The sequence below is a fragment of the Aeromonas rivuli genome, from assembly GCF_020149575.1.
Classification (GTDB): Bacteria; Pseudomonadota; Gammaproteobacteria; order Enterobacterales; family Aeromonadaceae; genus Aeromonas; species Aeromonas rivuli.
In genome coordinates this window covers 3,203,431-3,223,567 of the sequence record NZ_CP079742.1, presented here as the reverse complement: position 1 = coordinate 3,223,567, position 20,137 = coordinate 3,203,431, and the positions used below count along the sequence as shown (strand labels likewise).

The 20,137-nt window shown below is 62.5% G+C and carries 13 protein-coding genes; 6 read left to right on the top strand and 7 right to left on the bottom strand.

The genetic code is table 11. The features are described from left to right. The first annotated feature begins 58 nt into the window (after positions 1–58). The gene (dnaE, locus tag KYK33_RS14775) at positions 59–3,538 is read left to right on the top strand and encodes a DNA polymerase III subunit alpha (protein WP_224431029.1); all 3,480 of its coding nucleotides are present in this window, start codon (positions 59–61) and stop codon (positions 3,536–3,538) included. A 15-nt stretch (positions 3,539–3,553) separates the two neighbouring features. Next, positions 3,554–4,504, top strand: coding sequence for an acetyl-CoA carboxylase carboxyl transferase subunit alpha (gene accA / locus KYK33_RS14770; RefSeq protein WP_224431028.1), 951 nt, complete (start codon positions 3,554–3,556; stop codon positions 4,502–4,504). Between the two features lie 113 nt (positions 4,505–4,617). On the opposite strand, the gene KYK33_RS14765 is transcribed toward accA, so the two are convergent. Both KYK33_RS14765 and KYK33_RS14760 read right to left on the bottom strand, forming a co-directional pair. Then, a complete protein-coding gene (locus tag KYK33_RS14765) occupies positions 4,618–5,997 on the bottom strand; it encodes an MATE family efflux transporter (RefSeq protein ID WP_224431027.1) in 1,380 nt (459 codons plus the stop codon). A 99-nt stretch (positions 5,998–6,096) separates the two neighbouring features. After that, complete coding sequence (locus KYK33_RS14760; RefSeq protein WP_224431026.1) at positions 6,097–7,011, bottom strand: LysR family transcriptional regulator; 915 nt, start codon at positions 7,009–7,011, stop codon at positions 6,097–6,099. A 484-nt stretch (positions 7,012–7,495) separates the two neighbouring features. Between KYK33_RS14760 and KYK33_RS14755 the strand changes: the two genes are divergently transcribed. Beyond that, the gene (locus KYK33_RS14755; RefSeq protein ID WP_310504050.1) at positions 7,496–8,794 is read left to right on the top strand and encodes an HAAAP family serine/threonine permease; all 1,299 of its coding nucleotides are present in this window, start codon (positions 7,496–7,498) and stop codon (positions 8,792–8,794) included. 66 nt (positions 8,795–8,860) lie between these two features. Here KYK33_RS14755 and KYK33_RS14750 read toward each other — a convergent pair whose 3' ends face one another. Then, complete coding sequence (locus KYK33_RS14750) at positions 8,861–9,286, bottom strand: Lrp/AsnC family transcriptional regulator (protein WP_224431025.1); 426 nt, start codon at positions 9,284–9,286, stop codon at positions 8,861–8,863. A 160-nt stretch (positions 9,287–9,446) separates the two neighbouring features. Here KYK33_RS14750 and yjeH point away from each other — a divergent pair, with 160 nt between their 5' ends. Next, positions 9,447–10,736 (top strand): L-methionine/branched-chain amino acid transporter, encoded by a 1,290-nt coding sequence (yjeH, locus tag KYK33_RS14745; protein WP_224431024.1) that lies wholly within the window; start codon positions 9,447–9,449, stop codon positions 10,734–10,736. A gap of 78 nt (positions 10,737–10,814) precedes the next feature. Here the strand turns inward: yjeH and KYK33_RS14740 are convergent, their stop codons facing one another. The 3 genes from KYK33_RS14740 to KYK33_RS14730 all read right to left on the bottom strand — a co-directional run bounded on the left by KYK33_RS14740 (position 10,815) and on the right by KYK33_RS14730 (position 15,502). Next, positions 10,815–12,539 carry an ABC-F family ATP-binding cassette domain-containing protein gene (locus KYK33_RS14740; RefSeq protein ID WP_224431023.1) on the bottom strand — a complete coding sequence of 575 codons (1,725 nt, stop codon included), beginning with the start codon at positions 12,537–12,539 and terminating at the stop codon, positions 10,815–10,817. 379 nt (positions 12,540–12,918) lie between these two features. Continuing rightward, positions 12,919–13,356 (bottom strand): PliI family lysozyme inhibitor of I-type lysozyme, encoded by a 438-nt coding sequence (locus tag KYK33_RS14735; protein ID WP_042040743.1) that lies wholly within the window; start codon positions 13,354–13,356, stop codon positions 12,919–12,921. 115 nt (positions 13,357–13,471) lie between these two features. Then, positions 13,472–15,502 carry a M13 family metallopeptidase gene (locus tag KYK33_RS14730; RefSeq protein ID WP_224431022.1) on the bottom strand — a complete coding sequence of 677 codons (2,031 nt, stop codon included), beginning with the start codon at positions 15,500–15,502 and terminating at the stop codon, positions 13,472–13,474. A gap of 132 nt (positions 15,503–15,634) precedes the next feature. Between KYK33_RS14730 and tilS the strand changes: the two genes are divergently transcribed. After that, positions 15,635–16,978 carry a tRNA lysidine(34) synthetase TilS gene (gene tilS / locus KYK33_RS14725; RefSeq protein WP_224431021.1) on the top strand — a complete coding sequence of 448 codons (1,344 nt, stop codon included), beginning with the start codon at positions 15,635–15,637 and terminating at the stop codon, positions 16,976–16,978. 91 nt (positions 16,979–17,069) lie between these two features. Here tilS and KYK33_RS14720 read toward each other — a convergent pair whose 3' ends face one another. Beyond that, positions 17,070–17,975, bottom strand: coding sequence for a GGDEF domain-containing protein (locus KYK33_RS14720; protein ID WP_396021352.1), 906 nt, complete (start codon positions 17,973–17,975; stop codon positions 17,070–17,072). Between the two features lie 128 nt (positions 17,976–18,103). Here KYK33_RS14720 and KYK33_RS14715 point away from each other — a divergent pair, with 128 nt between their 5' ends. Beyond that, positions 18,104–20,056: a monovalent cation:proton antiporter-2 (CPA2) family protein gene (locus KYK33_RS14715; RefSeq protein ID WP_224431020.1), complete on the top strand. Its 1,953-nt coding sequence runs from the start codon at positions 18,104–18,106 to the stop codon at positions 20,054–20,056. Positions 20,057–20,137: the final 81 nt, after the last annotated feature.

Genomic DNA, 20,137 nt, shown 5'->3' with positions numbered 1-20,137 from the left:
TCCATGACTCAACCGACGACAGCGTCAGTCAATATCAACCAAGCACCAGGGAGTGACCATGGCCGAGCCTAGCTTTATCCATCTGCGCGTTCATTCCGATTTCTCCATGGTCGATGGCCTGCAGAAGATAGGCCCCATCGTCAGCGCCGCCGCCGCCGATGGTCAACCAGCCCTGGCGCTGACCGATCAGGTCAACATGTGTGGTCTGGTGCGCTTCTATGGGGCGGCCCATGGCAAGGGGATCAAGCCCATTGTCGGGACCGACTTCTGGGCGCAGAGCGACGAGTTGGGGGACGAGCTGTTTCGGCTCACCCTGCTGGCCATGGACAATGAGGGTTACCAGAACATTACCCTGCTCATCTCCCGTGCCTATCAGCGTGGTCATGTGCAGGACAAACCCGTCATCGACAAGGCCTGGCTGAGCGATCATGCCAAGGGGGTGATAGTGCTCTCCGGTGGGCGGGAAGGGGATGTGGGCAAGTTTTTGCTCAAAGGCAACCGACCGCAGACCGAGCAGTGTCTCGCGTTTTATCGTCAGCACTTCCCCGATGCCTATTACCTCGAGTTGCTGCGCACCGAGCGGCCAGATGAAGAGGCTTATCTGCACATGGCGGTGGCCCTCGCCAGCGAGTTCGCGCTGCCGGTGGTGGCCACCAACGAGGTAGTGTTCCTCAACGCCGAAGACTTTGATGCCCACGAGATCCGGGTTGCCATCCACGACGGCTACACCCTGGCGGACAAGCGCAGGCCGCGCAACTACAGCCCCAAGCAATATCTGCGCAGTCAGGCCGAGATGGCCGAGCTGTTCGCCGACATCCCCGAGGCGCTGGAGAACACGGTCGAGATCGCCAAGCGCTGCAACGTGACGGTGCGCCTTGGGGAGTATTTCCTGCCCAACTTCCCGACCGGCGACATGACCACGGAAGAGTTTTTGGTGGCAAAATCCCAGGAGGGGCTGGAGGAGCGACTCGCCTTCCTGTTCCCGGACGAGGAAGTGCGCGCCGCCAAGCGCGGGGAGTATGACGAGCGCCTCGACATCGAGCTCAAGGTGATCAACCAGATGGGCTTCCCTGGCTACTTCCTCATCGTGATGGAGTTTATCCAGTGGTCCAAGGATAACGGCATCCCGGTCGGCCCGGGCCGAGGCTCGGGGGCGGGATCCCTGGTGGCCTATGCCCTCAAGATCACCGATCTCGACCCGCTGGAATTTGACCTGCTGTTCGAACGCTTCCTCAACCCGGAGCGGGTCTCCATGCCCGACTTCGACGTCGACTTCTGCATGGACAGGCGTGACGAGGTGATAGACCACGTCGCCGAGATGTATGGTCGGGATGCGGTCTCCCAGATCATCACCTTCGGCAGCATGGCCGCCAAGGCGGTGGTGCGGGATGTGGGCCGGGTACTGGGTCACCCTTATGGCTTCGTGGACCGTATCTCCAAGCTGATACCCCCGGATCCGGGCATGACCCTCGCCAAGGCGTTCGAGGCCGAACCCAAGCTGCCCGAACTCTACGAGCAGGACGAGGAGGTCAAGGATCTCATCGACATGGCGCGCCGCCTCGAAGGGGTGGTGCGCAACGCCGGCAAGCACGCCGGTGGTGTGGTAATAGCGCCCACCAAGATCACCGATTTCGCCCCCCTCTATTGCGACAGTGAAGGGCATCACCCGGTCACCCAGTTCGACAAGAACGATGTGGAATACGCAGGCCTGGTGAAGTTTGACTTCCTGGGGCTGCGCACCCTCACCATCATCGACTGGGCACTCGGCATGATCAACCCGCGCCTGGCCAAGGAGGGCAAGCCGCCGATCGACATCGCCGCCATTCCCATCGATGACAAGAAGTCGTTCGCCCTGTTGCAGCGCTTCGAGACCACGGCGGTGTTCCAGCTCGAATCCCGCGGCATGAAGGATCTGATCAAGCGGCTGCAGCCCGACTGTTTCGAAGACATGATAGCCCTGGTGGCACTGTTCCGGCCGGGCCCGCTCCAGTCCGGGATGGTGGACAACTTCATCGAGCGCAAGCGCGGGGATGAGGCCATCTCCTACCCGGATGCCACCTGGCAGCACGAGAGCCTCAAACCCATACTGGAGCCGACCTACGGCATCATCGTCTATCAGGAACAGGTGATGCAGATAGCCCAGGTGCTGGCGGGCTATACCCTGGGTGGGGCAGACATGCTGCGCCGGGCCATGGGCAAGAAAAACCCGGCCGAGATGGCCAAGCAGCGCTCGGGGTTTGAAGAAGGGGCGGTCAAGAACGGCATCGACGGCGAGCTGGCGGTGAAGATCTTCGATCTGGTGGAAAAGTTTGCGGGCTACGGCTTCAACAAGTCGCACTCTGCCGCCTACGCCCTGGTCTCCTACCAGACGCTCTGGCTCAAGACCCACTTCCCGGCCGAGTTCATGGCGGCGGTGATGACCGCCGACATGGACAACACCGACAAGATAGTGACCCTGGTGGACGAGTGCCAGCGCATGGGGCTGACCGTGATACCGCCGGACGTGAACACCGGCCGCTACCGGTTCAGCGTCAATGAAGATGGTCATATCGTCTATGGCATAGGCGCGGTGAAGGGGGTCGGCGAGGGCCCCATCGATGCCATACTGGCGGCGCGAGACAGCGACGGTCCCTTCCGGGATCTGTTCGATTTCTGCAACCGGGTCGACATCAAGAAGATCAACAAGCGGGTGATGGAGAAGCTCATCTACTCCGGGGCCATGGACAGACTGGGCCCGCACCGCGCGGCGCTGATGGCGACGCTGGAGGAGGCGATGCGCGCCGCCGAGCAGCACGCCAAGGCGCAGGCATTTGGTCAGGTCGACATGTTCGGGGTCTTGACCCATGAGATTGATGACGTCAAGAAGGCGTTCGCCAACGTGCCGCACTGGCCGGACAAGGTCTGGCTGGAAGGGGAGCGCGAGACCCTCGGGCTCTATCTGACCGGCCACCCCATCAACCAGTACAGCAGCGAACTGCGCCGCTATACCTCGGGGCGGTTGTGCGACTTGCATCCCACCTCCCGGGATACGGTGACCACGGCGGCGGGGCTGGTGATCGCGGCTCGCAGCATGGTGACCAAGCGCGGCAACAAGATGGGGATCTTCACCCTGGATGACAGATCCGGGCGTCTGGATGTGACACTATTCAGTGAAGCACTGGAAAAATACGAAGAATTGATGCAAAAAGACCGTATTTTGGTGGTTTCTGGACAGGTCAGCTTTGATGACTTCTCCGGTGGCCTTAAAATGTCGGCCCGTGAACTGCTGGACATCAATGATGCGAGGGAGCGTTTCGCCAGGGCGATCCGTATTTCTCTCGACGAACAGCGTATAGATGAACGCTTTTTTCAGCGTTTTAGCGAGATTTTGGAGCCCGCTCGTGCCGGAGTCTGTCCGGTTCAGGTACACTATCGGCGCCCCGGCTCCCGGGTGCGACTGACGCTCGGTACCGAGTGGCGGGTGACGCCCACCGATCAACTGATAGATGACTTGCGTGTCCTGCTGGGACGAGAGCGGGTGGAATTGGTTTTTGATTAGAGGTTCTAAGGCCCTATGAGTCTTTTTCTGGATTTTGAACAGCCGATAGCCGAATTGCAGGCGCAGATCGATGAGCTCAAGCATGTGAGCGAAGGCAATCACGCCGTGGATCTCAAAGAAGATATCCGCCGGTTGGAGAAGAAAAACGAAGAGCTGACCAAGAAGATCTTCGGTGATCTCGGGGCCTGGCAGGTATCCCAGATGGCGCGCCATCCCCAGCGCCCCTACACCCTGGATTATATCGAGCACATCTTCACCGACTTCGACGAGTTGGCAGGGGATCGCGCCTATGCCGATGACAAGGCCATCGTCGGCGGCATCGCCCGTCTCGACGGCGAGCCGGTGATGATCATCGGTCAGCAGAAGGGGCGCGAGACCAAGGAGAAGATCAAGCGCAACTTCGGCATGCCGCGCCCGGAAGGGTACCGCAAGGCCCTGCGGCTGATGGAGATGGCCGAGCGCTTCAAGATGCCGATCATCACCTTCATCGACACCCCGGGCGCCTATCCCGGCGTGGGTGCCGAGGAGCGTGGCCAGTCCGAGGCCATCGCCCGCAACCTGAAAGTGATGGCTGGCCTGACCGTGCCGGTGGTCTGCACCGTGATCGGTGAAGGCGGCTCGGGCGGGGCCCTGGCGATAGGTGTTGGCGATCGCGTCAACATGCTGCAGTACTCCACCTACTCCGTCATCTCGCCGGAAGGGTGCGCCTCCATCCTGTGGAAGAGCGCCGACAAGGCCCCGATCGCTGCCGATGCCATGGGCATCACGGCTCAGCGCCTGAAGGAGCTCAAACTTATCGACACCATCGTCGAGGAGCCCCTCGGTGGCGCCCACCGCAATGTGGTCCTGATGGCCGAGCGCCTCAAGGCCCGCATCAAGCAAGATCTCGAGGCGCTGCGCCCGCTGGACAGCGACCAGTTGCTGGAGCAGCGCTACCAGCGTCTGCTGGGTTACGGCTACTGCTGATAACACCTGCGGCAGCTCGCGCCTGAAAAAAGTCCCCGCCATGCGGGGACTTTTTTTATGTCGGCGTCGGGATAATGACCATGGCAGGAGCCCTGTCCCTATGTTACAGCGGTTTATCCCAGGCTGGACTGGAGCTGCATCTGCTCAGTGGCCGGGGTCAGCTTGTACCACTCCCGCCACAGCAACCCGCACAGGGGCAGACTCAGCAGCAGCACTGTGATGGGCTGGGCCATCAGCACCCCATCGCGGCCCCACCAGAGCGGCAGCCAGAAGATGAGCGGCAGCAGCAGCGCCGTCTTGGCGGTCGAGATGATCAGCGCCTGCCTGGTGCGGGCCATGGATTGCAGCAGCACTATGCCGAACATGATGATCCCCTCCAGCGGAATGGCGGCAAGATTGAGGGTCAGGCTGCTGACGGCGGCGGCAATCAGCTCCGCATCCTGGGAACCGGTGTAGAGCATGGCCACCGGTTGCGGCAGCAGCTGGATCAACAGCCAGACCGCCACCCCGTAGATCAAGGTTACCTTGAGCCCCATCTCCATCAGGAACTTCAGATCCCGATGGCGCTTGGCCCCCGCCGCCTGGCTGACTAGCGGCTGGATGCCGAAGGCCAGCCCCTGCAGGATGACGATGAACACCGCCTCGGTGTAACCGGCCACGGTGAAGCCAGCCAGATCCTTGATGGAGCCATAGACCATCAGCTGGCTGTTGTGCAGCAGCAGCAGCAGCCCCAGGTTGAACTGGGTGATGAGGCTCGGCAGGCCGCTGAACAGCAAGCCGGGCATGGCCATCCACTCGGGGACGAGGTCGCGCCAGGAGAGGCGCAGCCTGGCATGGGAGCTAAAGAAATAGCCGAGGCCCAGCAGGCTGACGATACCCTCTGAGATGAGCGTCGCCTGGGCGGTGCCCACCAGTCCCAGCCCCAGTCGGCCCACCATCACATAGTTGAGCGCGATGTTGAGAATGGCGCCACTGCTGACCAGGATCATGGCGAGGCGGGGGCGGCCATCGTTGCGCAGCAGGTAGGGCACCGCCAGGTTGCTGGCCAGCAGCAGGGTGCCGCCACCAATCCAGGCAAGATAGTCACTGGCCTGCTGCCAGGTCGCGGTGCCTTGCTCAATCCCCAGCGCCAGCAGGATCTCCATGTGCCAATGGTGCAGCAGCAGGGGGGCGGCGACCCCAAGCCCTGCCACTAGCCAGAGCGCATTGACCAGGCTCTGACGGGCCTGCTTGAGGTTTCTCGCCCCTTGCTGGAAGGAGATGGCAGTTGCCGCCCCCATGGCTACCATGGCGGCGAGGCCGATCAGCACCATGATGACCGGGTAGACCAGATTGATACCGGCGAGGCCGGCGGCCCCCACATAGTGGCCGACGAAGATGCCATCGATCAGGTAATAGGCACCGGAGACCAGCATGGCGAGGATGGAGGGGAGGGCATAGCCCCAGAAGCGGCGGGTCATGACCCGTTGGCGCAGGGTGAAGTAGGCAGACATATCTGTTCTCTCGGGGAGGCCCAATATCGAGCAGACAGTCTAGATTGATAAACTTACATTGATAATCCGATTTATATTTGATGAATTACTGAATAATACTCAGCAATCATGGCGGTGATAGTGCTCCTTGAGCTGGTCGATCAGGGTGCGCAGGCCGTGACCCAACTGATGGCGGCTGGGGTAGAAGAGTGAGAAGCCCGTGAAGCTGGGGCACCAGGGCTCCAGCACGCTCAGCAGTTTCCCCTCAGCGAGCTGCTGGCTCACCTCCTCCTCCAGGCAGTAGGCCAACCCCAATCCCGCCTCGGCCGCTCCCAGGTAAAGAGCGGGGGTGCTGGTGGTCAGGGGGCCAGTCACCTCTATCTCCAGCAGGCTGCCCTCTTCCCCGGCAAAGGCCCAGCGGTAGTGGTGGGAGGGGGTCAGTCGATAACCGATGCAGGCGTGACGGGCCAGTTCGCGAGGGTGCTGTGGCGTGCCGTGCTCGGCCAGATAGGCGGGGGAAGCCACCACCAGATAGCGTTGCAGCGGGCCGAGCGGCACGGCAATCATCTCCTTGGGCAACAGGTCGCCATAGAAGATGGCGGCATCGTAGCCATCCTCGATGAGGCGCGGCATCAGCTCCTGCTCCACCACCTCAACCTGCATGCGCGGGTAGCGCACCAGATAATCGATCAGCACAGGTGCCAGTACGGTATGGATGGCACCCCGTGGCGCACAGAGCTTCAGCCTGCCGACCGGCTCCTCGCTGTGGCGGGTCAGCTCCTCCAGCGCCTCTTCCAGCTGGGTCAGGGTCGGCACTAGCTGCTCCAGCAGCCGTTTGCCCGCATCGGTCGGCACTACGGCGCGGGTGCTGCGATTGAGCAGCCTGACCCCCAGCCGCTGCTCCAAGCCCTTCAGGCTATGGCTCAGGGCGGAGGCTGAGACGCCAAGTTCGAGGGCGGCTTTGCTGAAGCTCTGGTGGCGGGCGACGGCGGCAAACACCGCCAGTTCGGCGAGATCGGTACGGGTGATGGCCATAGTTATTCAACGGAAAAAGCGGTGAGGAACAGGGTACGCCAGGGCAAGGTGGCGCACAACTTGAGTCCCGGAGGGAGGAGTGTGATCAGGTTGTTTCAGCATCGGGAGCAGGCGTCGATAACGGGCTCCCGGGAATTGTTAACGACTCTTCACCAGAGTGGAAAGGAAGCGTGACTCAGAGCGTGGCAAACACGATTTAAGTCAAACTTTTGTTTAATTTTTCAAATTTACCTGTGATTTGGCCGGATGTTTAATTTAGAGTGACCCCATCAACGCGATGCAGGGTTAACGGGGTGTGAACGCCGCCGTGGCATGGTTCAACGTGAATCCCCTGATCGCCCCACTTGTTGCAATTTGGTAATGCTTGCCGGGTTGCGCCACGGTTCGAGCCAGATCCAGGGCGGACATAAGGTTCCAGGGAGTCGGAACAAGGCGGCACTTGCCGTGAGCCAGAAATTCGATTCTCAAACTACAGGAACGACTCATGTCCGAGATGAATGTTGCAGTAGAGGGCAGCCTGCCGCGCCAGGGCACCCGTGCCACTGGCATGAACAAGGCCGATCTGGTGTGGATGCTGGGCCTGTATGGCACGGCCATCGGTGCCGGTACCCTGTTTTTGCCCATCAATGCCGGGGTCGGCGGACTCTGGCCGCTGCTGGCCATGACCCTGCTGGCGTTGCCGCTCACCTTCTTCGCTCACCGTGGCCTCAATCGCTTCGTGCTCTCTGGCTCGACCCGGGAGGGTGACATCACCGAGGTGGTCGAGGAGCATTTTGGCAAGATGGCGGGCAAGCTCATCACGCTGCTCTACTTCTTCGCCATCTACCCCATCTTGCTGATGTACGCCGTTGCCATCACCAACACGGTGGAGAGCCTGATGATCCATCAGCTCGGCATGACGCCGCCACCCCGCGCCCTGCTGGCCCTGGGGCTGATCCTCTCCCTGATGGCCGTGGTGCGTCTGGGGGGCAAGTTTATCGTCAAGGCGATGAGCATACTGGTGTTCCCCTTCGTCATCGCCCTCATGGGGCTGGCCTTCTACCTGGTTCCGCACTGGAATGGTGCCATCATCAGCGAGGCGCCGGCCTTGTCCGACGCCCTCAATGGGGACTTCGTCAAGACCCTGTGGCTGGCCATTCCCGTGATGGTGTTCTCCTTCAACCACTCACCCATCATCTCGTCGTTTGCGGTGGATAATAAGGGCCGCTACGGTGAGCGAGCCGATGGCAAGTGCAACCGCATCCTGCTGGGCGCCCACATCATGATGGTGGTGAGCGTGATGTTCTTCGTGTTCAGCTGCGTACTGGCACTCTCTCCAAGTGATTTGCTGGCGGCCAAGGATCAGAACATCTCCATCCTCTCCTACCTGGCAAACCACTTCGACAATCCCGTGATTGCCACCCTGGCGCCGCTGATCGCCATGGTCGCCATCAGCAAGTCTTTCCTGGGTCACTATCTGGGGGCGCAAGAGGGCTTCAATGGGCTGATGGTCAAGATGCTGCGTGAACGTGGCAAGTCGATTGACAGCACGCGGCTCAACAAGGTCACCGCCCTGTTCATGATCCTGACCACCTGGGCCGTGGCCACGGTGAACCCCAGCATCCTCGGCATGATCGAATCCCTGGGGGGCCCCATCATCGCCATGCTGCTGTTCCTGATGCCCATGTACGCCATTGCCAAGGTACCGGCCATGCGCAAGTTTGCGGGCCAGCCCAGCAACCTGTTCGTGACCCTGATTGGCGTGCTGGCCATGACCGGCATTCTCTACTCCCTCTTGTTCTGAGTCAGCGTTATCAGCACCAAGCCGCCCTCGGGCGGCTTTGTGCTGTCTGGGCATCCCTGAACTGGCTCAACGGGTGCGATCGACAAGCTCGCTCAAGATGGTATGGGTCTTGATCATGCTGAGCTGGGGCAGGGCCTCCAACTGTTGGCGAATGGCGTCGAGCCGCGTCATGCTCGCCACCCTGACCTGCACCAGCATGTCGGTGTCGCCACTGATGCTGTAGCAGAGCCGCACCTCGGGGATCTGGCCGATGCGGGCGCCATATTGCTCGCAGCGGGGGGTGCGAAAGCTGAGTTCGAAGAAGGCGCTGATCTGGCCCTGGGGCTCGGCCAGCACGGCGCGATAGCCGAGGATGATGCCTCGTTCCTCCAGGCGCTTGAGCCGCTCGCTCACCGCGGAGCGGGACAGCGCCACCGCCTCGGCCAGCTTGCTGATGCTGAGCCGACCATCTTGCGAAAGCAGGGCCACTATCTTGTCGTCGTATTTGTCCACGTTGCCTCTTTGCTGCTGCTTTCCTGCGCACCCCGGTTATGGCCGACGAAATGGCGGTGATAACCGTCACTTCACCACTGCCAAGCGGCAGTCTGATGACTTACCTGCGAGGCCGAATTGGCCTAACATGGTGGACGATTTTCACATCGGACAACGGAAAATGTCGAGCTTAAAGAAGGATCTGGGACTGTGGCAGGGGATGGGGTTGCTGGCGACCTCCTTGCTTGGTACCGGGATTTTCGTGGTACCTGCCGCCGCAGCCTCCCTGGCGGGGGGAGCCTCGCTCTGGGCCTGGGGGCTGCTCATCGTGCTGGTGCTGCCCATCGCCTTTACCTTTGCCCGGCTCGGGCGCCGCTATCCCCATGCGGGCGGGGCGCCCCATCTTATCGGCAAGGCCTTCGGACCCGGCGCAGAGCGTTACTCCGCCTTCCTGTTTCTGGCGGTGCTGCCGGTGGGATTGCCTGCGGCCCTCACCATAGCGGCGGGATTCTGGCATGCCCTGTTCGAACTTGGTGAGCTGACCCTGTGGGCCATACAGCTGTTGACCCTGCTCGGCGTCTTGCTGCTCGGCCTGCGCGGCGCACGCTCCTCGGGTAATCTGCAACTGCTCATTGCCCTGGCCATCGTCGGGCTGACCCTGCTTATCGCCCTCAAGGGCGAGATTGGCTGGCGTGATGCCGCTCAGCCTCTGCCGACGGCAGCTGAATGGCCCGCCATGGCCACGGCGCTGGCGGTGATGTTTTGGTGCTTCGTCGGTCTGGAAGCCTTCGCCCACATGGGGGAGGAGTTCAAAAACCCGGGGCGCGACTATCCCCTTGCCCTGCTTGGTGGCGTGCTGCTGGCGGGGCTCATCTACGGGATCCACTCCCTGGTCGTGCTCAAGTACGGCCTCTATGGCGACGAGGCGGCCAATGCCACCGCCATTCCTACCCTGCTGGCGATCTTGTTCGGGCCGACCGCCAAGTGGCTGGTGGCGATCCTCGGCTATCTCTCCTGCTTTGCCAGCATCAACATCTATCTACAGGGGTTTGCACGGCTCATCTGGAGCATGGCGCGCGAGGGCAAGCTGCCTGTTTCTTTGGCAACCCTGTCGACGCGGGGGGCCCCGGTGCGAGCGCTCTGTCTGGTGCTCGGCATCTGTGTTGCCTCCATCACCCTGATCCTCTGGTGGCGGCTGCCCCTCGATACCCTGATCCGCTACGCCAATGGCAACTTTGTACTGGTCTATCTGCTCTGCATGGCGGCGGGCTGGCGCCTGTTGGCAGGCGGCGGCAAGTGGCTGGCGGGCTTGAGTGCCCTGCTCTGTGCGGCCGTCATGGTCGCTCTGGCCGCCGAGGGGATCTATGCCCTGCTGCTGACCCTGGGTTATGGGCTCTTCGCCCTGTGGCGGCGCAGGTGTCGTCAGCGCCAGGGCGCGGCCGAGGGGGGCAGCTGCTCCGTTATCGAGTGACTGCTGTCACAAGGCGCCGACGCGACCCAGTCAAAGCCCCGCAATGCGGGGCTTTGTCATCATGATTGGCGGCAGTGCTCAGAGGCCAAGCCGCTCGGTGAGCAGGGATAGCTCGTCGCGCCAGCGCTGTTGCAGCCGCGGGGTCTGATGCCTGGGCTTGCGGGCGAGATCGGCCGCCAGCAAGCTGTCCAGTTCGTACCAGCGTGCCAGCATGGCCTCGTCATCCTCCGCTGCCGTGGCCTGGGGCTGAGAGAGGGCCGTGGGGATCGGACTGCTTGATGGGCCTGCCAGTTCATGGCCGAGCAGCTCGGCATAGGCTCGCTCGGCACTGTGGGCCTCGACAATGCGCCCCCCCTTGATCACCCAGAAGCGGTTGCAACTGCGCTCGATCAGATCCCGGTCGTGGGAGACCAGCAAGACGCCACCGGCAAAGCCGGTCAGTGCCTCGGCCAGCTCCTCCTTGCCCTCCAGATCCAGATGGTTGGTGGGTTCATCGAGCCAGAGCAGGTGGTGACTCGCCAGGGAGAGGGCGAGGAACAGCAGTCTGGCCCGCTCGCCACCACTCAGGCTCAAGACCCGCTGGCCGTGACGGGTGTAGGGGAAGCCTGCCCGGATCAGGGCCTGGCGCAGGGTCACCGCCGGTCGCGGCGCCAGGGCGTAGAGGGCGTCGCTCAGGGTGGCCCCGTCATCGAGCTGCTGCAGGGATTGATCGTAGTAGGCGATGCTGGCTGCGGGGTGGCGGTACCAGCCCTCTGCCTGGCGCTGTTCACCTATCTCGGCCCAGCACTGGCGCAGCAGGGAGGATTTCCCCGTGCCATTGGCACCGAGCAGGGCGACCCTGTCACCGGATTTCAACCAGAGATCCTCGGCGCGCAGCAGGGGCGGCAACTGTGGCGCCGGGCGCACGTCGAGGGCTTCCAGCCGCAACAGGGCATCGGCGGGCAGCCCCAGTCCGTGCAGTTCGAGTCGCCAGGGGGCGCCGGCGCCGACCAGGCTCTGCTCCTCCTGCAGCTTCACGATGCGTTTCTCCATGGACTTGGCCTGGCGTATCAGCTTCTCGCTGTCATGTTCCCGCCCCCAGATGGTGAGGCGTTTGCTGCTGGCACTCAGGCGGTCTATCTCTTTTTGCTCATCCATCCGGCGCAGGCGAGCATTGTCGTCCTCTTCCACCAGCGCCGCCCTGGCCTGGCTGCAAGGCTGGGCAAAGCGGTAGATGCGCCTGTCCCGCAGGATCAGGGTGTGCTGGGTCACCCGATCGAGCAGGCGGCCATCGTGGGAGACCAGCACGAAGGCGCCGCGCCAGCTCGACAAGAAGCGCTCCAGCCAGAGCAGGGCGGGCAAGTCCAGGTGGTTGCTTGGCTCATCGAGCAGCAGCAGATTGGGTTGGCGCAGCAGGGCGCGGCCTATCTGCAGGCGGCTGTGCTGGCCACCGCTCAGGGTAGTGACCGGCAAGTCGGCCTGCTCGGCGAGTTGCAGCTCATCGAGCATCTTGTCCACTTGCCAGCCGAGGGCGGGATCCCCTGCCACGGCTTGCTCCAGCACGGCGCGGGTGCTGAGCCCCTGCAACGCAGTGGGTAAATGCTGCGCCACAAACTCGCAGCGGCAGGGGGCGGCCTGTTGCACGCGTCCATCATGGGGCTGGATCTGACCAGCCAGCAGGGCGAGCAGGGTGCTCTTGCCGCTGCCGTTGGCGCCGATGAGGCCGATGCGGTCACCGCTCTGGATGCTGAGGTCGATATTGTCGAACAGGGGAAGGTGACCTGCGCTCATCTGCAGGGAGTGGGTACTCATCAATGTTGTCATGCTGTTGCTCTCTAAAATGCGGGATCGGAGATCCCTGTCATCAGGAGCGCTGGCGACAATGGTCGAGAAAGGTCTCGGTCAAGAAGGGAGTCGGCTTTGCTCGAACCCGCTATCGCAGCGCGATCTTATGCAGGCAAGAGCTGGGGAAAGTGTCGAACAGACGAGCCGAGAACATCGGACACGTTGGGATTACCATTTTTTACCTCCTTGTGTTTTGTCATGGCACAGTGAGGCGATTATAAGCACAGAAAAAAACAAGCGTCCATCGGCGAACCAGAGGGCGTGATCCCCTGGTGATGAGTGTGGCGAACAGCGCATCTCACTGTCTGTCGCAAGCAAAGCGACAGCCTGCATGGCAGGCTGCCGGCTTCACTGTCCATTAATCCCGAGGGGTCTTGAGTGCCTGGATCACATCATCGTTTGGCGCCAACCCCTCCACGTGGTTGAAGCTGTCGAGCCCCTGCTGGGGATCGATGATGAAGGCACTGGCACTGAGATAGCTGCCGCTGCCAGCGCTCTCGATGATGACGATGAGTTCGGGCTGCTTGTCACCGTTGAGATCCTGCAGTGTCAGCTCCTTGATGCTGCCATCGCGGGGCAAGATCTTGCCATCGATGAACTGGTCGAGGGGAAATTGGGGGTTGGCTCCGGTGTAGAGGCGCACGCCGTAGCTGCCGGTGGAGGCGGGTTCACCGCGCCCCTCGCTGACGGTGATCACCTGACCGGAGGGCAGCGTCAGCTGTTTGAAGAAACCATCCGCCGCCTGGCCGGTCAGTGGCAGGCTGAGCAGGCCGAGTGTCATGAGCAAGGTTTTCATCGATTTGACCCTTGTTACTGCGGTGACTGGCAAACAGGGTTGCCTGTCACGGATTGAAACCAGTGGGCCGGGCATCTGTGCCCGGCGCCTGTCATCTGCCTCGACGAGGCGGCGATCACCAGATCTTGACCCGTTTGGCCGGGTCCAGATAGAGCTTGTCGCCCTGATCTATCTTGAACGCCTCGTAGAAGGCGGGAATATTGGGCACCACGCCATTGACCCTGTATTCGGGCGGGGAGTGGGGATCCGAACTGAGCAACATCTGCATCAGCTCGGGGCGATACTTGCCCTTCCACACCTGGGCCCAGCCGAGGAAGAAGCGCTGTTCGCCGGTGAAGCCGTCGAGCACCGGGGCCTCCTTGCCATCGAGTGACAACAGGTAGGCCTTGTGGGCAATGGTGAGGCCGCCCAGATCGCCAATATTCTCCCCCAGGGTGAACTGACCGTTGACGAACTGACCCGCTATGGGTTCGAAGCGGTTGTACTGGGCGACCAACCGGCTGGTGCGGAACCTGAACTCCTTGAGATCGGTCGGCGTCCACCAGTCACGCAACACCCCGTCCCCATCGGACTTGGCGCCCTGATCATCGAAACCATGACCCATCTCGTGGCCGATGACGCCACCGATGGCGCCATAGTTGACCGCATCATCGGCGTTCAGATCGAAGAAGGGGGGCTGCAGGATGGCCGCCGGGAACACGATTTCGTTGTTGCTTGGGTTGTAGTAGGCGTTCACCGTCTGGGGTGACATGTGCCAGCGATCCTTGTCGACCGGGGTGCCGAGCCGGGAGAGACTCTCCTGATACTCGAAGGCCTGGGCGCGCAGCAGGTTGCCGACCAGATCATCCGCGTTGACCTGGATGGCACTGTAGTCCCGCCACTTGTCCGGGTAACCAATCTTGGGTCTGAACTTGGCGAGCTTCTCCTTGGCCTGGGCCTTGGTGGCCGGTGACATCCAGTCGAGGGTGTCTATGCTCTGGCCGTAGGCGATGCGCAGGTTTTCGACCAGTTGCTCCATGCGGGCCTTGGCCTCGGGGGGGAAATATTGCGCCACATAGCGTTTGCCGACGGCCTCGCCCAGGTGGGCATCGAGTACTGCCAATGCTCGCTCCCAGGCCGCGCGCTGCTTGGGAGTGCCGCTCAGGACGGTGCCGAAGAAGGCGAAGTTGGCCTGGTCGGTGTCGCTGTCGAGATAGGGGGCATAGTCGCTGATGAGCTGCCATTTCAGGTAGTCGCGCCACTGGGCTGCGGGAGTCTGCACCATCAGCTTGTCCAGGGCTTGCAGGTAGCTGGGTTGGCCCAGGATCAGGGTCGGCTGGGCGGCAATACCCGCCTCCTCGAGATAGCTCTGCCAGTCGATATGGGGGGCGAGGCGGCTGAGATCGCCGCTGGCAACTTTGTTGTAGCTCTTCTCCCGATCACGCAGGGCGACCTTGTCCCACTGGATGCGGGCGATGGCGGTTTCCAGCGCCACTATCTGTTTGGCTTTGGCCTCGGCATCGGTTTCACCGGCCCGGGTCAGCATGCCAGCGATATGCTGCTGGTACTGCTGGCGCAGGCGCACGCTGGCGTCATCACTCTTGAGGTAGTAGTCCCGGTCTGGCAGGCCGAGACCGGACTGGCCTATGTTGACGCTGTACTGGGTCGGCGCCTTGGCATCGGGTCCAATCCAGAAGCCGAAGGGGGCACCACCGCCCACCTTGCCGGTTCGCGCCAGGGCCTGGGCCAGGGTGCGGCTATCCGTCACCTGATCCAGCTCGGCGAGCAGGGGGCGAAGCGGGCTCATGCCCTTGCCATCACGGCCAGCTTTATCCAGATAACTGGCGTAGAAATCGCGGATCTGCTGGGCTTCAGAGCCCTGGGGCGCATCCTTGGGCAGCGCCTCAATCAGGGTGCGAACATCGGCAAGGGACTTGTCGCGCAGGGTATAGAAGGCACCATCGGCGGGTCTGTCATCGGGGATCTTGGCGCTGGCGAGCCAGTGGCCGTTGGCATAGCGGAAAAAATCGTCGCCGGGCTTGATGCGGGTATCCATGTTGGCCAAGGTCAGCCCTGAGTGGGCCTGATCCTGGGCAGGTCCCTGGCTACAACCGGCCAGCAGGGCCAAGCCTATCAACCCGGCCAGTATGCTTTTCTTGTTGTGCATTGTACTTGTTCCAATTCGAGTTATTTGCTTCCTTGCTCAGGGTGCGAGCAGGCGAGTCTCACTCTAGCAGTCCGGTTACAGCTTGATAAGTCCGCATCTGCTAAGATCGGCCCGTCTATTCCGGGGAAGCCTATGATTTCTCAACTCTATTCACGTGTCTGTCAGACCCTGCCGACGCCAACAAGTTCCAGCTCCTTATTGGTGGCTTACAGCGGTGGTCTCGACTCCACCCTGCTGCTCTTGCTGGCCGAGCGTTTCGCCCGCGAGCGGCAGCTGCCCCTGCGTGCTCTGCACGTGCACCATGGGCTCAGCCCCAATGCCGATGCCTGGGCCGAGCAGTGCGCCGCATTCTGTCGGCAGCTTGGCGTGCCGCTGCAGGTGGCGCGGGTAGCGCTGAGCCGGGGCAATGGCGAGAGCCTGGAGGCGCAGGCCCGCACCGCTCGCTATGACCAGCTGAGCACGGCGCTAGCGCCTGGGGGCTGGTTGCTCACGGCGCATCATCAGGATGATCAGCTGGAGACCCTCTTGCTGGCCCTCAAGCGTGGCGCCGGCCCACGGGGTTTGTCCGGCATTGTGCCGAGCCAGCCATTTGGTCAGGGATGGTTGTTGCGCCCCTTGCTGACCACTGGCCGCGAGGAGCTGGCCGAGGCGGCCGGCGAGGCGGGGCTGAGCTGGGTGGAAGATGAGAGCAATGTGGACGTGAGCTACGATCGCAACTTCCTGCGCCAGCGGGTGATCCCCGGGCTCAGGGCCCGCTGGCCGGCCATCGCCCAGACGGCGGCCCGCAGCATGGCCCTCTGTGCGGAACAGCAGGCGCTGCTCGAAGAGCTGGCGGCCGAGGATTGGCGGTTGGCGGGAGAGGGGGAGGCGTTGCGCATCGCCCCGCTCCATGAGTTGAGTCCGGCCAGGCGCAATAACCTGTTGCGTCACTGGATCCGGCGCCAGGGTGGCGAGATGCCGGCCCGGGATCAGCTGGCCCGGTTGTGGGACGAACTGGTGTTGGCCCGCCCGGATGCCAATCCTCAACTCAATTGGGGTCGGGTGAGTTGCCGTCGTTATCAGGGCTTGCTCTATCTGGTGCGCCCGGATCTGGTGCCGCTGACCGAGCAGATCCCCCTGGTTCCAGGTCGCTGGGTGACATTGCCGGATCGGCTTGGCAGCGTGCAGTTGCGCATCGGCGCCGAGGGGACATTGAGGCTGCCCGGGGCGGATGAGCCGCTCTCCATTCGTTTCTCGGTGGCCCCTGGCCAGACCCTCACCCCGCAGGGGCGAGGGGGGAGCCGTCGCCTCAAGAAATTGTGGCAGGAGTACGGGGTTCCCTCCTGGCAGCGAGGTCGAATCCCCATTCTCTTCTATGGCGAGGCGCCCGCGGCGGCCCTGGATCTCTTCATCTGCGAGGGCTTTGCCCGGATCGGTGGCCTGGGGCTGGCCTGGCAGAGGCTGGACTCGCCGGACGATGCCGAGCCCTTGCCATAAAAAATCCGGGGCGGCCATTGGCCGCCCCGGATTTGTTAAACAGCGCAAGCTCATGGCTTGGCTATCCCAAGATGCAGGCAGGCATGACTGCTTAGCCAGCGCCTTCCGCTTTCTTGCGGGAGTAGAGGTGGCTATCCGCGGTCTCGTACAGGGTGTAGACGTCCATGCCCGGCAGCCAGTTAGCGGCGCCAAGGGAGCAGCCGACCTCGAAGCTGACGAGCTCCTGGTGGCTGCGGAGCATCTGTTGCAGCCGCAGCCAGACCGGTCGCCAGGCCTCGGCATCGGCCGGTTGCAGCAGCAAGGCGAACTCATCCCCCCCGATCCGAAACGCCTGATCCGTGGCGCGGATGCACTGCTGCAGCAGTTGGGCGAAGCGGCTGAGCACCAGGTCACCGACCGGGTGGCCCCAGGTGTCATTCACTTGCTTGAAGCGATCGAGATCCAGCAGTACCAACACCAAGCCATGAGGATCCCGGCTGTGCTGCTCGACGGCGCGGCCGAGGGCTTCATCGAAATAGGCCCGGTTGCCAAGCCCGGTCAGGTGATCGAGACGCACCTGTTGTTCCAGATTGGCCAGGCGCAGGTAGAGGGGCAGCGCCAGCTCGAATTGACGGTGACAGGCCTGCAACTCAGCAGTCTGCTGCTGGCTGGGGGTCTGGAGCAGCTGATAATGGAGCTGCCCCAGGCAGAGACCCTGGCCATCCTTGAGCGGAAACTGGTAGCTGCGCAGGCTGATCTGATCCTGGGGCAGACACTGGATCAGGCTGTGGTGGTGGGTGCCCTCCAGGCAGAGGCTGTGGATGCGGACAATCCTTGCCGCCGTGCGGGCAAAGATTGCCAGCAGCTCGCTCAGCGTCTGCTGGCCGAGCAAGCGCTCGAGCAAGCCATGAGCTGGCTGACTTATCACGGGCGTCAGGTGATCCAGTTGGCGGATCCACTGCGCTGCGTCATAACCGACAGAGGCGTTTGCCCCTCTCCACGATGTTGAATTATCCACTCTATTTCCTTCCCAAGCGGCACCCAGGCCCACCATGGTGCCAAATACTGCAAGATCCGCGCCCAAAATATGTCCTATAGGGGCAACCCCGGCTGGCTAGACTTAAGTCGATAAAATAGGAGGAAAAATTGTATACGGAATTTTTGACGTTGCTGTTTGCCGCCGTGTTGCTGGTGGCGGTTTTCCGGCGCCTGGGCCTGCCGGCGATCCTCGCTTACCTGATCGCCGGCGTGCTGCTCGGCCCCTATGGTCTGGCGTGGGTCACTGAGCAAGCCATGATGCACACCCTGGGGGAACTTGGGGTGGTCTTCCTGATGTTCTCTCTCGGCCTCGAATTCTCCCTCTCCAAGCTCATTGCCATGCGCAGCCTGGTGGTCGGGGTCGGGGGGCTGCAGGTGATCCTGACCACGGCGCTGTTTTGCTGGATTGGCTGGTGGTGGGGGCTGACCCTGCCCCAGGCACTGGTGGTGGCGGGCACCCTCAGCCTCTCCTCGACTGCGGTGGTGATCAAGCAGCTTGGGGAGCAGAAGCAGCTGCATACCCGTCGTGCCCAGCTTGGGGTCAGCGTCCTGCTGTTTCAGGACTTGGCCGTGGTGCCCCTGCTGGTGATGATCCCCATATTGGCCGAGCCCGAAGCCCAGGGCGATGCCCTGCTGGTTGCGGTCGCCTGGGCCTTACTCAAGGGCTTGCTGGTCCTGCTCGGCCTGTTGGCGGTGGGCAAGTGGTGGTTGCCCTCCCTGTTTCATGAGGTTGCCCGGGCCCGCTCCGACGAGTTGTTCGTACTGAGCGCCCTGCTGGTCGCGCTGCTTGCGGCTTCTCTCACTCAGTGGATGGGGCTCTCCATGGCCCTGGGTGCTTTCCTGGCGGGGATGATGTTGGGAGAGTCCCACTATCGTCACCAGCTGGAGGTGGACATCAAGCCGTTTCGCGATGTCTTGATGGGGCTCTTCTTCATCACCATTGGCATGGCCATGGAGTGGCAGCAGGTGGCGCGCCATTGGTGGCAGGTGGTGGGTATTGTGGTGCTGCTGGTGCTGTTCAAATCGCTATTGGTTCTGCTGGCGGGGCGCTTGATGGGGGAGCGAAAACGCGATGCCATGGCGGCGGGCATCATGCTGAGTCAGGTTGGCGAGTTTGGCTTCGTGCTGCTGGCCCTGGCGCTCAGCCACGGCTTGCTTGGTCAGGATATCGTCTCCCTGCTGATCGGTATTGGCGTTATCTCTATTGCCATCACCCCTTGGCTGGTGGGGCGCTCCCAGGAGCTGGCGCGCTGGCTGACGCGATCTTCCCTGCTTTCCCAATCAGAAGTGGCCCAGTCGGGCCTGAGCAAGAGCGGTCACGTCATCATCGCGGGCTTCGGTCGGGCCGGTCAGACCTGTGCCCGCTTCCTCAAGTTGGAGGGGATCCCCTTCCTGGCACTGGATCTGGATCCCGAGCGGGTGAATGAGGCCAAGCTGGCAGGGGAGCAGGTGGCCTTTGGTGATGCCAGCAGACGCGAGATCTTGCTGGCCGCGGGCCTGCAACGGGCCCGTCTGGTGATCATCACCTTCGACGATGCCAAGCGGATCGGCGCCATGCTCTCCCTGATCCCCGGTTTGGCAGAGGGGGTCAAGATAGTGGTGCGCACCCAGGATGACCGCCTGTTGGAGCAGTACAAGCAGGCCGGGGCTCACGAAGTGGTGCCGGAATCCCAGGAGGGGACCCTGATGCTGGTGTCCCACCTGTTGCTGCACTGTGACGTGCCCATAGGCCGGGTGATCCGGCGCATGGAGAAGGAGCGCAACAGCCAGTACTCCTTCCTGCATGGCTTTTACTGGGGGGGGCAGAGTGCCCCGGATCTGGAGACGGATCAGGGCCTGGAGCGGCTGCACCCGCTCGTGCTGAGCGAGCAGGCCTGGGCCATAGGCCACAAGGTGCAGGATCTCGCCCTGGAGGCTGTGCACATCAAGGAGGTACAGCGTGGGGGCGACGTGCTGGAGCCCAGGGCCGAGCTGCTGCTGGGGGCGGGGGATACCCTGGTGCTGTTTGGCACGAGTGCCGCCATCGAGCAGGCAGAGCAACGGCTGCTGGAGGGGCGCTAGTGCAAGTCGGGAAGATGGGGATGGGGTGTGCTGGGAGGCCGCCAGGGCGCTGGCGGCGCAATGGCGGCAAGAACATAGCCC